The sequence below is a fragment of the Pseudoalteromonas phenolica genome, assembly GCF_044788725.1.
Taxonomy (GTDB): Bacteria; Pseudomonadota; Gammaproteobacteria; order Enterobacterales; family Alteromonadaceae; genus Pseudoalteromonas; species Pseudoalteromonas phenolica_C.
In genome coordinates this window covers 380009-400292 of record NZ_CP173161.1, presented here as the reverse complement: position 1 = coordinate 400292, position 20284 = coordinate 380009, and the positions used below count along the sequence as shown (strand labels likewise).

Annotated in this window: 16 protein-coding genes and 1 other RNA gene; 10 read left to right on the top strand and 7 right to left on the bottom strand. The window is 43.7% G+C overall.

From position 1 onward, the window contains the following. The first annotated feature begins 6 nt into the window (after positions 1-6). From ACH784_RS01915 to ACH784_RS01900, 4 genes are all read left to right on the top strand, one after another. On the top strand, positions 7-711 hold the full coding sequence (locus tag ACH784_RS01915; RefSeq protein WP_404393065.1) for a spondin domain-containing protein: 705 nt from the start codon (positions 7-9) through the stop codon (positions 709-711). A gap of 10 nt (positions 712-721) precedes the next feature. Next, positions 722-1432 carry a spondin domain-containing protein gene (locus ACH784_RS01910; protein WP_404393063.1) on the top strand — a complete coding sequence of 237 codons (711 nt, stop codon included), beginning with the start codon at positions 722-724 and terminating at the stop codon, positions 1430-1432. Positions 1433-1523: 91 nt separating this feature from the next. After that, positions 1524-2258: a response regulator transcription factor gene (locus tag ACH784_RS01905; protein WP_138566159.1), complete on the top strand. Its 735-nt coding sequence runs from the start codon at positions 1524-1526 to the stop codon at positions 2256-2258. After that, positions 2255-3733, top strand: coding sequence for a sensor histidine kinase (locus ACH784_RS01900; protein ID WP_404393061.1), 1479 nt, complete (start codon positions 2255-2257; stop codon positions 3731-3733). Before ACH784_RS01905 ends, ACH784_RS01900 begins: the two co-directional genes overlap by 4 nt. Before the next feature lie 17 nt (positions 3734-3750). Here ACH784_RS01900 and ACH784_RS01895 read toward each other — a convergent pair whose 3' ends face one another. Then, entirely contained in the window at positions 3751-4761 is a 1011-nt protein-coding gene (locus ACH784_RS01895) for a helix-turn-helix domain-containing protein (protein ID WP_404393059.1), read from the bottom strand. Beyond that, complete coding sequence (locus tag ACH784_RS01890; protein WP_404393057.1) at positions 4758-5669, bottom strand: GGDEF domain-containing protein; 912 nt, start codon at positions 5667-5669, stop codon at positions 4758-4760. The genes ACH784_RS01895 and ACH784_RS01890 overlap by 4 nt, the downstream gene beginning before the upstream one ends. Before the next feature lie 341 nt (positions 5670-6010). On the opposite strand from ACH784_RS01890, the gene ACH784_RS01885 reads away from it, so the two are divergent. Continuing rightward, positions 6011-8797, top strand: coding sequence for a TonB-dependent receptor (locus tag ACH784_RS01885; protein WP_404393055.1), 2787 nt, complete (start codon positions 6011-6013; stop codon positions 8795-8797). 44 nt (positions 8798-8841) lie between these two features. Then, complete coding sequence (locus tag ACH784_RS01880) at positions 8842-10134, top strand: metallophosphoesterase (protein ID WP_404393053.1); 1293 nt, start codon at positions 8842-8844, stop codon at positions 10132-10134. Positions 10135-10180: 46 nt separating this feature from the next. On the opposite strand, the gene ACH784_RS01875 is transcribed toward ACH784_RS01880, so the two are convergent. The 4 genes from ACH784_RS01875 to ACH784_RS01860 all read right to left on the bottom strand — a co-directional run bounded on the left by ACH784_RS01875 (position 10181) and on the right by ACH784_RS01860 (position 12959). After that, complete coding sequence (locus ACH784_RS01875) at positions 10181-10903, bottom strand: substrate-binding periplasmic protein (RefSeq protein ID WP_404393051.1); 723 nt, start codon at positions 10901-10903, stop codon at positions 10181-10183. Positions 10904-11038: 135 nt separating this feature from the next. Beyond that, a complete protein-coding gene (locus tag ACH784_RS01870; RefSeq protein ID WP_404393049.1) occupies positions 11039-11464 on the bottom strand; it encodes a group 1 truncated hemoglobin in 426 nt (141 codons plus the stop codon). Positions 11465-11466: 2 nt separating this feature from the next. Next, entirely contained in the window at positions 11467-12300 is an 834-nt protein-coding gene (locus ACH784_RS01865) for a DUF3034 family protein (protein ID WP_404393047.1), read from the bottom strand. Further along, complete coding sequence (locus tag ACH784_RS01860; RefSeq protein ID WP_404393045.1) at positions 12297-12959, bottom strand: methylamine utilization protein; 663 nt, start codon at positions 12957-12959, stop codon at positions 12297-12299. The genes ACH784_RS01865 and ACH784_RS01860 overlap by 4 nt, the downstream gene beginning before the upstream one ends. 196 nt (positions 12960-13155) lie before the next feature. Here ACH784_RS01860 and ACH784_RS01855 point away from each other — a divergent pair, with 196 nt between their 5' ends. From ACH784_RS01855 to ACH784_RS01840, 4 genes are all read left to right on the top strand, one after another. Continuing rightward, positions 13156-14208, top strand: coding sequence for a YjgN family protein (locus tag ACH784_RS01855; protein WP_404393043.1), 1053 nt, complete (start codon positions 13156-13158; stop codon positions 14206-14208). Positions 14209-14212: 4 nt separating this feature from the next. Next, on the top strand, positions 14213-15235 hold the full coding sequence (locus ACH784_RS01850) for a M48 family metallopeptidase (RefSeq protein ID WP_404393041.1): 1023 nt from the start codon (positions 14213-14215) through the stop codon (positions 15233-15235). A 170-nt stretch (positions 15236-15405) separates the two neighbouring features. After that, positions 15406-18726, top strand: a complete 3321-nt coding sequence (locus ACH784_RS01845) for an MHYT domain-containing protein (RefSeq protein ID WP_404393039.1) — start codon at positions 15406-15408, stop codon at positions 18724-18726. 9 nt (positions 18727-18735) lie between these two features. Beyond that, a complete protein-coding gene (locus tag ACH784_RS01840; RefSeq protein ID WP_404395154.1) occupies positions 18736-19722 on the top strand; it encodes an HD domain-containing phosphohydrolase in 987 nt (328 codons plus the stop codon). A 45-nt stretch (positions 19723-19767) separates the two neighbouring features. Here ACH784_RS01840 and rnpB read toward each other — a convergent pair. Beyond that, positions 19768-20128: RNase P RNA component class A (gene rnpB / locus ACH784_RS01835), an RNA gene on the bottom strand. Positions 20129-20284 lie beyond the last annotated feature (156 nt).

Genomic DNA, 20284 nt, shown 5'->3' with positions numbered 1-20284 from the left:
CAAGACATGAACAAAGCAACAAGTGCACTCATCGCAGGACTAACCTTAATGGCTGGCGGTACAGCAATGGCCGCCGATGTAGAAGTAAAAATTACCAACCTCACACAAGGTATTTATTTCACCCCGCTCCTTGTCGCCGCACACAGCAGTGACGCGCACCTTTATCAAGTTGGCAATAAAGCCTCTGAGCCATTACAAGCAATGGCTGAAGGCGGTGATATTTCAGGTCTTGCCGATGTATTGTCAGGCATCAATGCAAGCACCGCTGCAAACCCTGCTGAGGGCTTATTAGCACCGACCGCATCCACTATGGCCATGGTTGAAAGCTCAGATACCAATTCAACCCTGTCTATTGTCGCCATGATGTTACCAACTAACGATGGCTTTGTGGGTCTGGATGCATGGCCTATTCCAACAAAAGCTGGCACATATCATATTTACCTAAATGCCTATGATGCAGGCACAGAAGCAAACAACGAGCTGGTTGTTGATGGCTCTGGCGCGCCTGGCTCATTGGGTATTCCTGCCTCTCCGGGCATGGCACCGGGTACGCAAGGCAGTGGCGTAACCAATGAAGAAACTAACATGATGGTGCATATTCACCGCGGTAATTTAGGTGATGACGAGGCAACAGGTGGTAAAAGCGATTTACACAACACAGTACACCGTTGGTTGAACCCAGTAGCGAAAGTGACGGTAACAGTAAAGTAAGGGGCCTAACATGAAAGCACTCAAATTATGTGCGCCTGTATTTGCAGGCCTATTACTGGCAGGTTGTGGCAGTGACAACAATGATGTGATGTTAGAAACACCTATGCCAACGCCACCAGCTACAGAAGAAATTATGCTAAAAGTGACAGCGGTTAACCTCACTAACGGACAGCCACTTTCGCCAATCGGTATTGCACTACATAAAAAAGGACAATTTTGGCAAATCGGTGAATCTGCCAGCGCCGAATTAGAAACTTTAGCTGAAGGCGGGGATAATTCAGGGCTACTCGGATTAGATGTCGTCATGATGTCGAGTTCAGCAGATGCCCCACTTGCGCCTGGCGCAAGTCAAGAGTTAATGCTCACTACTGAAAGCCTTGAAGGCTATAAATTGTCTGTAATCACCATGATGGTGAATACAAATGATGGTTTTACCGGTCTTAATGCTATGGACGTATCAAACCTAGCAGAAGGCGACAGTATTTCTATGCGTACCCATGCGTATGATGCAGGTACCGAAGCGAATACCGAAGCACAAGGGACTATTCCTGGCCCTGCAGATGGTGGAGAAGGCTTCAATAGTGCCCGAGAAACCATGGATAAGGTCGCGATGCATCCTGGCGTTGTCGGTAATGATGACGGGCTCTCTAGCTCAGTGTTAGATAGCACGCATAAATTCGATAACCCACTGATGATGGTCACAATAACAAGAATGAAATAAGCCCTACATGCCCATTACACGGCGTGTAATGGGCATTGCAAAGTAAATAACAGCCTATTAAAGGCATGATTTACTTTAAGAGGGTTGAAATATGCAGCATAAAGTATTGGTCGTTGAAGACGACCTCGATATTGCAGGGTTAGTTCAAGTGCATTTAAAAGAATTAGCACTGGATGTTGAGCACGTAAGCGATGGGGAAAGCGCCATGGCAAAATTAATGCAAGACCATTTCGACATCGTACTACTCGATATTATGTTGCCTGGCATGGACGGTCTTAGTGTTTGCCGAGAGATCAAATCTCTATTTCCTCATATCAGCGTGGTATTACTAACCTCTAAAAGCAGTGAGATGGACAGAGTGATTGGTCTAGAGATCGGCGCCGATGACTATATTTGTAAACCTTTTAGCTATCGAGAATTCCAAGCAAGGATCAAAGCGCAGATCCGCCATATTAAATTGCTCAAAATGCAGCAACAGCCAACCGATACAATCGCAACAGCGCCAACTGCCTTGATGTTAGGCGCGCTGCAAATCGATACTGGAGGTCACGAAGTCTTTATCAATGATCAACTTATTGACCTCACAGCAACCGAATTTGATCTGATCCACTTCTTTGCCAAACACCCCAATCAAGTATTTTCACGTGCCCAATTACTCGAATCAGTTTGGGGCTATGACCACTCAGGTTACGAACATACCGTTAATTCACACATAAACCGTCTACGCAGTAAGTTAGGTAACTTATGCCAACAAGACATCATAGAAACAGTGTGGGGCGTGGGTTACAAACTTAACGCCAAATCATTGCAACAGGCATCATTATGATCCAATCTCTTTATCAGCGCCTCAGTCTGACCATTTCAACGGTGCTTTTCATCATACTCATTTCGTTTGTGACTTGGACACAATGTGTGTCTGAAGTGTCTCGATCTCAAGCTGAGCAAAAACTACATTTAGGCCTTGCGGAACACCTCGCCAATGACAACCCCTTGCTAAAACAAGGCGTTTACGACTATAAGGCCCTTGAAAGCCTATTTCATACCTTAATGGTACTGGGCCCGTCTTTTGAGTTTTACTTTGTCGATCCCAGCGGCAAATTAGTCACCTACTCCGCTAAACCTGGTGATATTAAAAAGCAAAGTGTCGATTTACGCCCTCTGTTACAGCTAATAGAAGAGCCACACAACTTACCGATTTTTGGCGATGATCCGCGCAGTTTTGATCAACAAAAAATCTTCTCTGTTGCACCGGTTTATAACAACGACACGCTTCAGGGGTATTTATATGTGATTATCGGCTCTTCAGCCTATGACTCTATTTTTACCCAGATCAGCAGTTCAGATCACTTGTTTCAACACTCGGCTGGTTTGTTGATCTTAGTGATCATTTTACTATTCGTAGCGGTACTACTCTTTCGCTATATAACCTCGCCTCTTAAGCAACTGGGTGACTTTATTCACAAAGCAGAAGAGGCGAAATTTGATTTAACTGAGTTGACTATGCCACAGTGGTCAAACTCTGATAACGAAGTCCACCAGCTTGGCAACAGTGTTAATCAAATGCTGGTGACCATTAATCAGCAGATGGCACAACTCACAGAACTCGACTCGCAACGTCGTCAATTATTGGCCCACCTCTCTCATGATTTGCGTACTCCGCTTGCTTCATTGCAAGGTTACTTAGAGTTAATTGAAAAACAGCATGCTAAGCCTGAGCAACAGATGCATTACCTGCAAGTTGCGCTCAAGAATTGCACCCAATTGAAAAGCTTGATCGACCAAATATTCGAGCTTGCACACCTTGAATCAGGTCATGCCAATGTACAATTTGAAGTGTTTAATTTAGGTGAATTGATTTATGACATTTTGGCAAAGTTCGCACTAAAAACTGAGCAAGCCAACATTACTTTAACTGTGCAGCCCAAAACCTTTGATGCCCAAGTTTACTCTGACATCGCTAAATTAGAGCGGGTGCTAACGAACTTGATTGATAACGCCATTCGACATACGCCGTCTGGAGGAAACATCACCATTGAAGTCAGCGAACACAATAAACAATATACGTTAGCTGTGCGAGATACCGGACTGGGTATCAATGCCAAAGAGCTGCCTTATATCTTTGAAGCCCGTTACAAAGCAAGCAACAGTCAGGGCTGTAAAAAGACCCATGCGGGTCTAGGGTTGGCGATAACCTCTCGGCTTATTCGTTTGTTAAAATCAGAGATCAAGGTTGATAGCGAATTAGGCAAAGGCACTGAATTTACCTTTGCTGTGCGTAAAGCCACAGATGCACTTAATTAGCCTGAACCTGGATTGATTTAATTAAACAACTTTCTTAGCTCGCTGGGCGTCATACCCGTCCAGCGTTTAAAGTTACGGCGAAAGTTTGTCACATCTGCATAATCTAGTTGTTGCGCAACCTGTTCATTTGAACAACCCCGCTCACTTATATGGATCACCGCTTGCTGCTTTTGCAGCTGATCTTTCAATACTTGCAAACTGGTATTGTGGGCTTTCAACTTCCTTTTCAAAGTTGCAACACTCACCCCTAATCGCTCACTAAGCTCAGTTGCAGATTGCTTGGGGTTCAGAGCAAGCAATGAACAAACATACTGTAAAAACCCGACATTATTTGCTGAATATTTTGATTGTTGTAAATAGAAACCACGCATAGTAGTTAGCGCCAAAGTCTGCGGCCGATATAAATAAGAGGTGGGAATACTCACCATAAAACAAGGCTGAGAAAAGTGATATTGCAGCTTTAAATGCGCTTGATACTGCTCTACATGCTCAGGCTGAATATAGGGTAGTTTAACCGTGATCTGACTTACCATATCAAAGCGCCATCGACATAATTGATCAATCGAAGCAACTAGAAACTCTGACATAAACTGCATACAAGACTCTGAAACTTGGGCTATCGCTGGGTTAATAACAAAATGACGAGCATGTGCACTAGAGTAACTTTGGAAAAACATGAGTGGCCAAATTTGCGCTTGTCTGACTTGTAAAACTCGACTCATATCAAACAGGTTGCGGCAATTCAACAGAGCTTGAAATGCCGCATTCGGTTGGCTAAATAACCAATGCTGCGCTAATAAAAAACTCACACCATCGTGGCGCAAATACTTATGTACATTGTCAAAAATTTGTGCGACTTGCAGAAAGCTCACTTGCTTATTGGAGTGATGAAGATCTTCGTAAAACAGACGACTACCTTTAAGCAATTTATGGCTACTCACCCCTCTTTGCGCAGCTATTTCAATCAACGGTAATAACATTGCTTGCATCGCTAAACAGGGGCTATTATTTTCAAACACGTGTTTCATGCAGCCACCGCTTTGAGGGCATTTAAGCTTTGATTCAAACGCTGTAATAAGTTCGCTTGATCGTCATCTTTACGCGCTGCCATACATTGCCATTGCACACCTTCAAACCCCAACGCGCTGTTTTGATTATCATAAGGGATATGACTGGCAACCATGTTCGCCACCTGTTCGATCACGGCGTGTGCCTCCACTAAGTCAGTATTAGGCAACAACACAATAAACCTATCAGAGGCATAACGACAGGCCAGATCGGACTCCCGCAAGTTGAGCGTTATGATCTGACCAATATCTGAGAGCAAACTGTTACCTCTTACCCCGCCATGTTTGCGATTAAAATCACCAAACCCTTTGATATCAAGTAACGCCATACAAAATCCAGTATCGCTGTCTCGATACGCTTGTAACTCGCGCGCTACCTGTTTTTTCATATAATCAGCACGGTATAAACCAGTGATAAAGTCTGTTAAGCCATGCTCTCGGTAAAAACGCTCTTTCTTTTGCAAAAGATGATTTAATACCTGTTGCTCGTGATACCAGTAATACATCGCCAGGCTCATTAGCCCCATCCCTAAAGTCGCAGGTAACGCCTCTAAACTCGTTAACCAGTCATATTCAAGATCAAAGCGATAAAATTCATCTAAGAAGTCGAGCAACAAAGAAATGTGCAAGGCACTCAAGCCAAAAAATAATAAGTTAGTTACCTTACCTTTGGGCCGAGTCAAAAGGGTCGCGAGCAACCAAATCAATGTCATCGCAGCTATTCCCCCCTCACCAAAGCAATCGATCCAGTCAATTTCACTGCTTGGTTTAGTCTGACCCAAGATACTCACCATACAAATTGCAGAAATAATCAACAGGCCTAACAACAATAACAGCCGAGTGTGGAGCTTAATAAACGAATAGGTCATAAAGATAAATACATAAAAAGAAAGTCATACCATGCTACAGCGACATGGTTTTTATCATAGGGTCACTTTAGCTCAGTAAAGGCGTGAAAATTATGACAACCCTCACCTTTTTTTGTGGTTTTCATCAGGTTTTACCTGCCAAAACTAGAATTTAGGGGGTCATATTGGCTCAATTTAACAAAAAACACCGACTAAAAACCTCGATTTTAGCGAATTTGAACTACTTTGCTTTTGCTCTGACATATTTCTTTCATCTGAATTCTCTAGCTTTGCCTGCGTTATCACATAAGTAGCAAAACAGATAACAAACTCGACTCCCTGTGCAAACTGAGAAAACAGCAATGAAAACACATAAACCGTCTAGATTTACTCGTTCTAAAATCGCATTAGCGACCACTTGTGCATTATTAAGTTCACACGCTTTTGCCAATACCCTTGAAGGCCGTATTACCGATGCCAATAATTCGGTGTACTTTGAAGGGGCCAAGATCAGCATAAAAGAATTAAACCGCACCATTAGCTCTGAGCGCGATGGTCGATTTCGCTTAACAAACCTGCCTGCTGGTCAATATACCTTGGTCGTGGATTATCTAGGCGCGAAAAGTGTCGAACGTCAAATCACCATCAAAGAGAATGAAGTACTCACTCAACGTATTGCACTTGAGAACCAAGACGCCTACATCGAAGATGTCATTGTGGTGGGTCAACGCGCAGGACAAGCTGGCGCGCTTAATCGCCAGAAAAATGCCATGGGCGTAAAGTCTATTGTCAGCAGCGATTCTATAGGCCAGCTTCCCGACCAAAATGCGGCTGAAGCGTTACAGCGTTTACCCGGTATGTTTATTCAGCGGGACCAAGGCGAAGGCCGATTTGTTGGCATTCGTGGTATCGATCCCAGCTTGAACAATGTCACCATCAATGGCGCAAATGTGCCCTCAACTGAATCTGGCGTTCGTAGTGTCGCCATGGATGTGATCCCAAGTGAGCTGGTGCAAAGCCTTGAAGTCAGTAAAACCGTTACCCCAGATATGGATGCCAGTGCCATAGGTGGCAGCATCGAAGTAAAAAGCTTAAGTGCCTTTGACCGTGAAGGTCAAAGCTACAGCGTGAGTGCACAAGCCACTTACAACGAACAAGTTGAAGCCACCAGCCCTAAGCTCTCTGCCAGCTTTACCGACGTTTATACCCTTAACAAACAGTTTGATCTGGGTATAGCCACAGCCCTATCTTGGTCTGAACGAGAATTTGGCTCGCACAATATGGAGACCGATGGTGGCTGGCAAATGCTCGAGCTTGAAACCGACAATGGTGAAGAAGTAGAACTATTTGGTGCTGAAGAAATTGAACAACGCCACTATAAAATTAAACGAGAACGACTAGGCGCAGCCCTAAACCTTGATTTGCACAGCAATGATTTCAGCAAATACTACCTGCGCACACTGTATAGTGAGTTTTCTGATGATGAGTTCCGTCTACGTAATGAATATAAGTTTGATAAAGGCGAATTAGTTTCTGGTCAGTTTAACAACACAAGCGCACAATTTAGTGGCGCAGAAATGGATCGTGACACCAAAGACAGATATGAGTCGCAAACCATTTTGTCATTAGTAACAGGTGCCGAACACCAACTAAGCGATTGGTTTGTGGAGTATAGCGTGGGGTATTCGAAGTCTTCTGAAGAAGAGCCCAATCGCATTGATGCCGATTTTGCGGGAGAAGACTTTACACTCGGCTACAGCCACTTAGGCCAAGCCCCTGCCCTGACACAATCAGCCAATGCCCACCTGCTAGAAAACTTCGAATTAGATGAGTTAGTTTGGGAAAACAACAATACCGAAGATGAAAGCCTGAGTTTAAAGCTCGATCTAAGCAAAGACTTTACCTTAGCTGGCTACAACACCCAGCTCAAATTTGGGGCCAAATATGCGCAACGTGAGAAATTCAATGATGTGCGCACGACAGTGTTCGATGGTGGTTTTAACGATGCCACAGCTGCGCAATTTGCAGCATCATCACCTGATTGGTCACTCAGTACTTTTGGCCCGGGTTTATCGCGCTCTGAGATTGCGCGCTTTGTCGCGACCAACCGCACTGAGTTTGACGTTAATCAATTAGATTCTGATATCGAGACAAAAGGTAGAAGCTTCACTAGCAACGAAGATATTTTTGCCGCTTACGCCATGTTCACTATCGATATGGGCGCTTGGCAAGTGATCACTGGTATGCGCTATGAAGCGACTGATTACCGCACATCAGGTAACAAAGTTGAGCTAATTAAAGACGAAGTAAACGATGATGAGTGTGTTGAGATTAACACTTGGGCAGTTGATAAAGACTACAGTCATTTATTACCGAATTTAACTGTGCGCTACGATATTAATGACAAACTCGTGACGCGATTTGCCTACACCAGCACCCTAGCAAGACCGGGCTTCTCAGATTCTGCGGCATTTCAAATCATTGAATCAGAAACCACCGAAGAAGACGGCCAGATTGAAACCGAGCGTAAGGCTGAAGTCGGTAATCCGCATTTAGACCCATATGAATCGACAAACCTAGATTGGTCAATTGAATACTACCCGGGCCATATTGGCGTAATTTCAGCCGGTGTTTTCTACAAAGACATAGATAACTTTATCGCCACAGAAGAAGTGCAAGATAACGGGCAATGGGATGGCTTTAAAGAAGTGATGCAAGCAGTCAATGGGGGGGAGGCCAGCCTCTCAGGTGTTGAACTTGCTTATACAAAGAACTTCAAAAATGGCCTTATGCTGTCAGCAAACGGGACTTTTATTGATGCCGACGACAAGCTACCCAACCAGTCTGACACCGTTGCGAATTTAATGTTCGGCTATGAAAGCGATCACTTTAGTACGCGTTTAAGCGCAAGCTATAAAAGCAAAAGCTTCTCTCATGAAGATAACGATGCCCGCGTGATGCAAGACGCACACACTCAGTTAGATTTTAGCGCCAAGTACTATTTTAATGACCAAACGCAGATCTACTTCAATGCGGTCAACTTAACCGATGAGCCTTACTACCTTTACCACGGCCAGAGCCAATACAACTATCAATACGAAACCTATGGTCGCTCATTTGAGCTGGGCTTCACGCTGACATCGTTCTAATTTGTAACTTTATGGAGCCGCAAGTGAAAGCTTGCGGTCACACTATGAAAAAATCACAGTTAACTTCTCTCATTAGCGCTACTGTACTTGCTGCAGGATGTAGCTCTATTGCTTTACAAGCCAAAGACCAACAACAGAACATCGCCTTCTTGGCTTTCGGTGATGGCGGCTACCATGTCGATTACCCAAAACAGAAGCACATTGATAAACCGAAAACAAAAGAGGAGTTTATCGCCGCTGAAAAAGCCGACTGGCTTGCTGAGCATCGCCCGATTGACGAATTTGGCCATGCACCTATTTATGTTTATCCCGGTACAAATATAGCCACAGAGCAAGGTGGTGCGTTACCTGTCGGCAAAGCCATGGCTGAATTTTGTAAAACCGCAGAGTGCCTGTTTGGCATTCAGTTGGGCGACAACATTTATCCCGATGGCGCTGATGCAAAGGATGGTAAAGACGATCAACAACGTATGAACGATCTGATCAAAGCACCATTACAGCCTCTATTTGATCAAGAACCGGATCTTGTAGTTTACTCTGCGCTCGGTAATCACGATTGGAAAACCTCTCGTAAAGGCGTTGCACTGCAAACAGAATGGATGAAAACACAACCTAACTTTTACATGGCTGAGCGCGGCTATTACAGCTATAAAAAAGGCTCACCGGGTAATGATGTGGAGTTTTTTGTGCTCGACACCAATATGTTGCTGTCGGGTCAACACTACTATGAGGTACCACTGTTACCCGATGGCTCAGAGCAAGGACTCGCCTCTGCGCTGGCTTCTGGTGCTGCCAGCGTGGAAGACATTGAAAAACATGAAGCGCCTGTAAATGGAGAAGATCACAAGCAGCTTGCTTGGCTTGCCGAAGGATTAAAGAATTCAACAGCTAAATGGAGAATTGTCTACGGCCACCATATTTTATGGTCCATCGGCGGCACCAAGTACGATGAAGGCCATGTCTTACGACGCTTGATTTTGCCTGAATTGTGTCAGTATGCCGATGCTTATATTGCAGGTCATGAGCACGACTTAGAGCTTCTGACCGATGATTGCTCACGCGTACTACCGGGTAATAGCAAACCTAAGCTACCACTTATCATCAGCGGTGCAGCCTCAAAGATGCGTGGCACACATACCCCCTTTGCTGAGCAACAGGAGAAACGTTATCCAGAATATGATTTAGTTTGGTCGAAGAGTTTTACCTGGGGCTTTGCCCACATAGAACTAGATAATCAGGCGGATGAACTGAAAGTACAATTTTATTCAACACCCATTAATGGCAGTGGCAAACCAATAAAAGAGCAAGGTTTTAGCTTCAAGCATCGTAGTGACTAAGCGCAAACATTGACCTCTGCTAATCTCCACAGAGGTCAAATATAAGCTATTTAGACGCATCATGGTAAATCAGTAACTTGGGCTCACTCTGAACAACTTGTTTGATGGCTATGTCTAATTGCTGCAAGAGGGCTTGAGGCACTTGTTTATTACATGCAAAGCCTAGTTTTGAATTTAATAGTGGCATGAGTAAACGATAGTTTTTCGGGTTGATATTAGCGCGCTTAAACTGAAACCGTGCGATAGCATCGCCATAAGCAATCAAATCAACCCGCTTATGATCTATCATCTGCACCAACTCTAAGCCTGTTTTTAAATACACAAACTGAGATTCTGAAATACCATAGGCAAGCAATGCTTGATGACCAATATCGTTTTTAACAACCCCATAGGTTAAAGACTTATCTTGCTTTAATTGCGAAATGCTAATGTCCGTTTCTTTATGAGCTATTACTGCTACCGTGTTGGGAATGACCAAACCCACAAAGTTGAATAATTTGTTGCGCCTCTCTGTAAATGTCATAGAAAACACGCAAGTATTCGCTTGCTGTTGCACACTTTTATACACTCGAGGCCAAGGCGCGAGTACGATTTGCGATTCATCTAAATACCAATCTAGGTGTTGATACGCTGAGCGAAGCACGTTCAAAGCTAAGCCATGCAACTGACCTTGGTTTTGATAATTAAAAGGCGGGTAATCTTCGGTATACCACTGAATATTAGGTGTAGAGAGTTGTAAGCTTGTAGACAACATTAGTGTATTGAGCATTAAGCCTAACATGCACCTTTCTCTAAAAATTTAACCATGAGAAAAGTATAGGACATGCATCTAAATAAAGGGCAAAGATCCTGAATTTTCATGCATTCACTGCCACTTCATTGCTCATCCAAATAAATGCGGAGATTAACGTTTAATCACCTCACCTCTCATTGGTGCCAGCTTGGCGAGTAGCAAATTTTGCTCACGGTAACTGACCCCAGCATCTTCCATAGCTAATACCAATAGCTCTACCACACGATTAAAATCTGCTTCATTGATATTCATACCAGTGTGAATATCAACCATAGAGTCTCCGGTATATTCACATGGACCACCGCTGATATCGCACATGTGAGTAATAAAGCCTGCACGGAAGTGACTGACACTCGATTTAGCAAAATACGGTAAGATCGTTTTATCTTTTGCAATACGCTTAATAAACGCATCAACAATGCGCTCTATTCCCTGCTCAGAACCAAGTTGCTGATATAAGCTAGCTTTAGGCTGTGAAGCACATCCGCTCAGAACAATCAGCAACACTGCGCTGATGATTAAAAACACTTTGCTCATTATTAAAAGTATCCTGTCACTGATAAATACCAACCTGTTTGTTTTGGTAATGCTGCAATCGCGCCTAAATCAATATATGCCGCCGTCACACTAACATGCTTATTGGGAAACCAAGCCACAAACACATCGCGCCAATTGCTTTCTTGCAAGTCAAGGTTATCTGGCTTCTGGCGATATTCAACGCCCACCGCTAAATGCTGGTTAAGCAAAACAGCCGACGATAACTCAAGCTGTACACTGCGATCATGGTTGGCCGAGCCAAAGCCAAGTAATCCCATTTCGTTTGCAGACGTACTGCGTGCCGTCGCATTCCATAACAGGTTATATCCAAATGCCGCGCCTAAATGTAATTTACTGGCAGAAAGATAATAGTCATAACCTGATGTATCAGCTGCGCCCAGCGCATTGGCAACCGCTGGAGTATCAAGCTTTTTATATTGCACACCAAATGTCAGTTGCGGCCATTGACTATAAACCAAGTCGCCATAGAGTCTGACCTTAGCGCCAGTAATACTCTGTGAAAGCTCGGTATTCAGCGGGTTAACCTTAAAATCTTGCTCTGCGTAACTTAACTCAAGCCTATCGAAAAAGTTTGCTTGCGCGCCACACACATTCAAGGAGAAATCATCAACATCGGCTTTAGTGCAAAACCCCGATATTGCCCATTCGTCTTCTGTAGCATAGCCCGCTAATTGTGCCCAAGGGACTAAACCGCCCCCCGCAGATCCCTCAACTTGTGACACGCCGGGCGTGCCGAGCAACTTACCACTCGCTTGCGATGCAAAACTCACCGAAAGACAGGCAAGTAACAGTGTACTCGCTACCGTTATTTTCATAACTTATCCCCTTGAGCTAAGTCAGAAAATAGATTCTCGAAGCTATCTCTTTTCTCTGGCGGGTTCACTTCAAGTGTAATCTCAATATTGCCATCAACCAACTTTAGGTCATCGAGTTTGATTGTACGCAGACGATCAACACCAATTTTTGCTCTCGCGTGCCAAACGGTGATCGCCTCAAGTTGCTCTTTGGCATATGGCATAGTCACCAAGCCTAACTCAGAGCTTTTTATTGCAGGCTTATCATCATAAACATAAATGTAGCCCACCATTGAATCATGAATATTACAGCCAAGTACCACAATGCCCGATTTTGAAAAGTCTAACGGCGCTTTTGGTTGGCCGTGGTAGAGCCTCAACTCAAATGTTTTAGCTTCAGAAAAAGAATACACATGATGGCGGATATCATCACTATTAGGAAAACTTACCTGAGCTCCTTTTGGAACAACGAGTACATGAGGTAAGAACGCCTTACTCACTTGATCCATAATATAAGGAGTTGGACTTACAGATGTAGCAGAAGGCGCACCTTTAAATACAAAACTAACCACAGCATCTGCAAGTGGCTGATTAAGTTGGTCAACAACCTTAATGGTGGTTTGCGCTGATGCAAAAACGCAAGTGAATAGCAAAAACGCAGAAATAATTAGACGGGTCATAATGTGTGCTTATAGCGCAAGAATAATAAAAGGTTAGAAGCTTATAGATAGAAAGTCTATAAAAGTGTGTTGAACCACAATAATAAAGAACTGTTCGATTATAAGATATTACCTGAAATTCCCCTCGGGATAGTCTTTTCTTTTGGGTACGAATGGTATATTTTATGCTCGATTTACAACAATATGGATAATTCTTATGGAAGAAATAAACCTATCCGCTCAATCCGAGCAAAAAACACATCAAGTGCTATTCACTGGTAATGCGAAAGACTACTTTGGCATTTGGATAGTCAACATCTTACTGAGTATTGTCACGCTTGGTATCTATTCGGCTTGGGCAACGGTAAGAACAAAGCAATACTTCTATGGTCACACATCAATTGACGGCCATCGCTTCAATTATCTAGCAACACCAATGCAGATCCTTAAAGGACGAATGATTGCTTTTGCTATTTTTGCATTATATGCCATCGTAACGACTTATAGCCCAGCTGTGGCACTGGTATTTTTTGTAATTTGGGCCGCAGCCATTCCTTGGTTAATCAATCAAAGTTTACGTTTTAATTTAAGAATGACGAGTCATCGCAATGTTCGCTTTGGTTTTAAAGGTGGCTACCTAGATGCATTAACCCACTTTGTATTACTACCAATTGTCGGTGCATTAACGCTTTATATTGCGATGCCTTGGGTAATGAAAAAAATCGACACTTATATTCACAATAATATTGAATACGGCAATAAAGCCTTAAAAGTCGAGCTTTCAACTGGTAGCTATTACGGTGCAGTACTAAGGTGTATTGTTGTTGCGATTGGTTTTGGTGTGCTTAGTGCGATTATTACTGGCATTACTGGCGGTTTTGGTAACCCTGAATCACTTGGGTTAACTATGGTATTCATCTCTCTGGGCTTTAACTTCTTAGCGATTAGCCTACTTGCGGGTATTTACCAAAGTAAGATCCGTAACCATATTTTTGCGAATGCGCAACTTGATGATGTTGCTACATTTGAATCAAAGTTAGATGCTGTTAATTACTCACTGCTTCTAGCGACCAATGCATTAGCCATTATTTTCACACTAGGTCTCGCCTTCCCTTGGACAAAAGTACGCAAAGCGAAAATGCTCGCAGCAGCAACCACAGTGACTTTATCTGAAAATGCAGAACAAGTGATGGAAGTATATAGAGAGTCACAATCTTCACTCGCTGAAGAAGCGGCAAACGTATTTGACGTAGATATTTCTCTAACTTAAGCATATGAAGATATTTGGTACTTTATATCCGGCAGGTAGCAGCAAAGCTGTTACCTGCTCAGCTTCGGTATTTGACTCAAAGTTGATGTTGAATCATGAGGATGGCGAGCAAAAAAGCTACGACTTTGCGAGTGCGATTTTAGGAGAACCTATTTTAGGCCAATCTCAAGAAATCACATTCAGTGATGGTAGCCGCTTTTTACCAGCAGACGTTAAATTTCGCTGGCCAACTGAGCGTAAGCGTTTAAAACTGGTTGAAAAGTTAGAGCAAAATCTATTCGCCGTACTTGGCGCCATCGTTCTTAGCCCTATTCTAATCTACGGAATTATGTTCAAGGTAGTTCCTGCATTTGCAGTGCAAACCTATGACTTAGTACCCGATTCAGTGGTGCAAGAAATGGGTGAGCAATCTATGTATGCCATAGAGCAAGCCGTGCTTGAACCGACCACTTTGTCAGCGCAAGAACAGCAAACAGTGACTCAGCTTTGGGACGATAGTTTACAAAAGCTGTCTCTATCCAGAGATCAGTTTAAGTTGAGCTTCTATCAGTCTGATTTCTTTGGCGCAAACGCCTTTGCGCTCCCGCATGGTCAGATTGTAGTGACCGATGACCTTGTAAAAAGCATGCAAGATCACCCTCTAGCACTACAAGCCGTTTTACTTCATGAAATCGGTCATGTTGAAAAACAACATAGTATTCGTATGGCAGCGCAGGCTGCTGCTGGTGCTATTGCATTTGCCATGATCTTCGGCGATTTAGAAGGTTTTGCCGAAGTAGTGTTGGGTACAGGTTCAACAATTTTGCAGCAGCGTTTTTCGCAAGATATGGAAAAAGAGGCGGACGAATTCGCCCTGCAGCATATGAAGCAACACGGTATCGACCCCAAAGAGTTTGCCAAAGCATTAGAGATTATCGTTGAGCAAGCAGGCATTGAGCTTGAGAATGACGAGGAAGGTGCATGGAATAAGTACTTATCTACTCACCCAAGTATTAAATCTCGCATTGACTATGCCAACGCTTTCTAAGACACACAATGAAATGCCACCCAAAACGCGGTGGCATTTTTACTTCATTCACCGTAATTATTCGTCACTAACCCCAAACATATAATTAGTTATTTGTAATTAATTACCCTTATGGTAGGGTCACGTTATCAAGCATTTATTGGCTTTGTTGCCTGCCTTTGAGTTCTCATATGCTAACTACGCTCCTGTATGACTACTTTTTTATTTCTCCTGACAGTATTCTGATTTACGGTAATTACAATGATTGGCTAGTAATTCTTTCTATTTTCATTGCTATATTTGCATCATTTATGGGGCTACAAGTTGCCTCCCAAGTAACGACAAAAACCACCCCATTTAGACGTCACAGTATGCTACTAATTGGTAGCATTGCGCTCGGCGGTGGCATATGGAGTATGCACTTTATTGGTATGCTGGCTTTTGACCTCTGCACCAATGTTGAATACAACGGTCCGCTGACCTTTTTCTCTATGCTACCCGGGGTGTTTGCCTCTTGGGTTGCATTGAACTTTTTGACCAAAAACCATAAAGGATTTTTACCGCTTTTAATTGGCGGCGTATTAGTTGGCGCCGGTATAGGCGCCATGCACTATACAGGCATGGCGGCGATGGAAATGGCCCCATTGCTACGCTACGACCCACTGTTTTTTGCACTGTCTATTGTCGTTGCGGTAACACTGGCAATGCTGTCATTGTGGATCCACTTCGGCCTTTCATCGTTACGTAAAAAGGGCTTCAAGCGACCTTTCCCTGAACTACTGGCTAGCATTGTAATGGGTTGTGCAATCACAGGTATGCACTACACAGGCATGGCTGCGGCTAGATTTGTTAAGCCGCCGGGCTTAGAACTGAGCGAGCAGACCTCTGAAATATCAATGTATCTGGCTTTAGGAATTTCAATTACCACCATAGTGATTATTTGCTTAGTGCTTGGCCTAAATATGATCTTAAGATACAAAGACGTATACCGTGTTGCATCAGAAAGTGAACACCGTCTGAGAGCCATGATGGAAACCGCCGTTGATGGCATTGTCAGTATCGATAGCACTGGTATTATTCTCAATATAAACCAAGCAACCGAAAAACTGTTTGGTTGGCAAGCCGATGAACTAATTGGTAAAAACGTCAATATTCTTGTTCCTGCACCGTTTCATGGTGAACATGACGGCTATTTAAAACGCTACTTAGAAACCGGTGAAGCCAACATTATAGGTAAAGGAAGAGAAGTCAGTGCAGTGCATAAAAATGGTGAGCCTGTCGCTATTCGTCTTGCTATTGGCCATGTGAAGCTAAGTAGTGGAGATATTTTCGTCGCATTTATCTCTGACATTCGCCCTCGTCTTAAAATGGAGCAAGCGCTTCGCGAAAACGAAGAGAAATTCCGCTCTTTGATCACCAACATCCCGGGGATCGCTTATCGCTGTAAAGATACGCCTGATTGGCCAATGATCTATATCAGCAATGCCGTTGAATCAATCACGGGCTACACTGCTGACGAGTTTTTACTACCTGACCCTAAAGTAAGCTTTACCGAACTTTACCATCCAGAAGATAAAGAGAAGATCATCGACAATTTATCATTCGATGGGCCTTTTAAACTTGAATATCGCATCATAAACCGCAACGGCGAAGTACGCTGGATGATGGAGCAAGGCACACACATTAAAGATCTTGATCGCAATGAAACTTGGATCGATGGCTTTATTATGGACATCACCGAGCGAAAAGAAATGGAACAAGCTCTGCGACAAGCAAAAGAACGTGCCGAGCAAGCTGCATCTGCGCGCGCTAACTTCATGGCAAATATGAGCCATGAAATTCGTACCCCGATGAATGCCATCATCGGCTTTAGTGACATTCTCATCGAGAGTAATACTCAGCCAGAGCAACAGCATCACTTAAAAACCATCAACAACTCAGCTAAATCACTATTGCATTTACTCAATGATATTCTCGATAGCGCCAAGTTAGATAAAGGCAAACTTGAGCTTGAAAAGCGTAACTTTTCATTGATCCAAGAAGTAGATGAAGTGATATCCACACTCTGGCTGCAAGCGCGCAATAAAGGACTGCAACTCATTGTTGAAGTGTCTCCTGAACTCAAAAGCGCTTATTGCGGGTCGCCTGAACGTATTCGCCAAGTACTCACAAATCTGATCAGTAACGCCATTAAGTTTACTGAGCAAGGGACCGTCAAAGTGTCGGTGACACCTCAGCAAAACAACCTGATTGACTTTGTTATTTCAGATACCGGTATTGGCATGAATGAGCGCCAATTGAGTAAAGTGTTTGATGCCTTTACTCAAGCGGATGCCTCAATGAGCCGTCGCTTCGGCGGCACAGGCTTAGGCACCACAATCAGTAAACAATTAGTTGAGCTAATGGGCGGTACTATTTCAGCACAAAGTATTGAAGGTATGGGTTCAAAGTTTAGTTTTAGCCTACCGCTTGAAGTGATGAACAACCTAGAGGTTGAGCAAGAGCAAGATCGCGCAAATCTACCTCCAATGCACATCTTGGTTGTTGATGATATTCAACAAAATATTGAGTTACTCACCTTATTGCTTGAACGAGAAGGTCATCACGTCGTGACTGCTCGAGATGGTCAACAAGCGCTGATCAGGATGGGAAGTGAAGAGCACCTAGACTTAGTGATCATGGACGTACAAATGCCTATAAAAGATGGCTTAACCGCAGCCAAAGAGCGCCGCGAATTCGAACACCAAGGCCAATTACCAAGGCTACCCATAATCGCCTTCACAGCCAGCGTACTTGAAGATGATAAACTAGCAGCGCAGCAAGCAGGTATGGATGGCTTTGCCAAAAAGCCGGTTGACCTTGACGCCCTATTTAAAGAAATTGCCCGCGTACTGAACATTGAATCTGTCCCGCAAACCTCAGCTATCATAGACAACTCACAAGGCAAGTTAATTGATGAGCGAAAAGGCATAGCCTTATGGGGAAGCAAGGACGATTTCTATAAGCAATTACAGCAGTTTATAGATCAATACCAAGCAGATTTAACACAATTACATAGACTCTTTGAGCAACAACAGTGGCCAAGCTTACAGTCTGAAGTACACAAACTGAAAGGTATTTGCGGCAACTTATCACTTACCAAGCTTATGCGTCAGTTAGAAAAATTAGAAACCTTACTGCATACTGATCCAAAGCAAGCACAAGAGACTATTAATGACATTACAGAGTCAACCTCTCAGCTCATAGATGAGGTAGAAGCTCAGCGACAGCAAACCGATTTAACGCCCCAAAGCGATGCCCAAAGCAATACGGCAGAGCTACATGAGGCGTTACTGGCGCTAAAAACCACTGCAGAACAAAATGAAATAGATGAAGCCTTGTTACACGCTTTAGCAGAGCATCAAGCGAGTGCTTATGGTTCTGATATCGAAGCAATTATTACGGCAATTAACGATTTTGAATTTGCCCAAGCCGTGCAGCTAACCGAGCAGTTAATTAAAAGGGTTTCTTAAATTATGGCGATGCAAGACACAAGACCACTGATATTAGTGGTCGATGACGAACCAGCAAACCTGCGAGTATTAAAGCAGATCTTACAAGATAACTACCGCCTCGCATTCGCTAAAAGCGGTGAAGAGGCTTTACGCTTAACCGCCAGCAAACAACCTAACCTGATATTACTCGATATCATGATGCCTGATATGACAGGGTTAGAGGTGTGTAAAACCCTAAAGTCCTCACCACTAACCAGCGCGATACCAGTTATTTTTGTCACTGCGCTAAACCACGAAACCGACGAGGCCCAAGGCTTTGAACTCGGCGCTGTAGATTATATTACTAAGCCCGTTTCAAGCGCGGTTGTAAAAGCGCGAGTAGCCACCCACCTTTCATTAGTCAGAGCCGAAGAACTCAAAGAAACACGCCTACAAATAATTCAACGCTTAGGTCGAGCCGCAGAGTATAAAGACAACGAAACGGGCATGCACGTCATGCGTATGAGTCATTACGCCAAAGTCATTGCGCTCGCTTATGGTTTTGATGAAGCGCGCGCAGATCTATTACTACACACCGCACCAATGCATGACATCGGTAAGATTGGCATACCAGATCACATCTTATTAAAACCCGGCAGGCTTACTCCAGAAGAATACGAGGTAATGCAAGCACACCCACAGATTGGCGCAGATATTTTAGGGGAAGACGAATCTGAGCTTATTTCGTTGGCAAAAGTAGTTGCCCTCACCCACCACGAAAAATGGGATGGCAGCGGTTATCCAAATGGACTCAAAGGTGATGATATTCCAATTGAAGGTCGCATTGTCGCGATCAGTGATGTATTTGATGCCCTAACCAGCAAACGCCCTTATAAAGAAGCTTGGAGCATAGAAAAAACACTCGCGTTTTTAGATGAACAAAGCGGACAACACTTCGATCCAAAACTGGTGGAAATATTTAAACAACAGCTAGATAAAATTTTAGAAATCAAAGAAAAGTATCAAGAAGAATAAAGAAAACCCAACCGTAAATATTTAAATCTTAAACATTTACGGTTGGGTGTGAGTCAGCCTATAAGCCGGGTTCTGTCCCTCTTGCGAGGTGATAATCATTCGTCTAGGCCTAGCATTGCTACTAGGCTCAAGCAACCTACCCGGTTCCGATGTGGGCCACACCATAAGGAACCCTATTTGGTCTTGCTCCGGGTGGAGTTTACCTTGCAACCAACTGTTACCAGTGGCCCGGTGCGCTCTTACCGCACCCTTTCACCCTTACCAACCGAAGTTGGCGGTCTCCTCTCTGCTGCACTTGTCGTAGGCTCACGCCCCCCAGCCGTTAGCTGGCACCCTGCCCTGTGGAGCCCGGACTTTCCTCCCCCTGATCATTTTCGTCACAGGCAGCGATTATCCGGCTGACTCAGGCGGGCGATTATACGCAAGATGCAGTAAAATCACACGCTTTTTTAAGATTATACCAATCCTTAATAATACTTAATCAATTTGAGGGACTAAAACTGACGTTAGCTTCGTTGAAAATTTCTCATTTAGAACAACTAAATAACAAAATTTTCGCCTT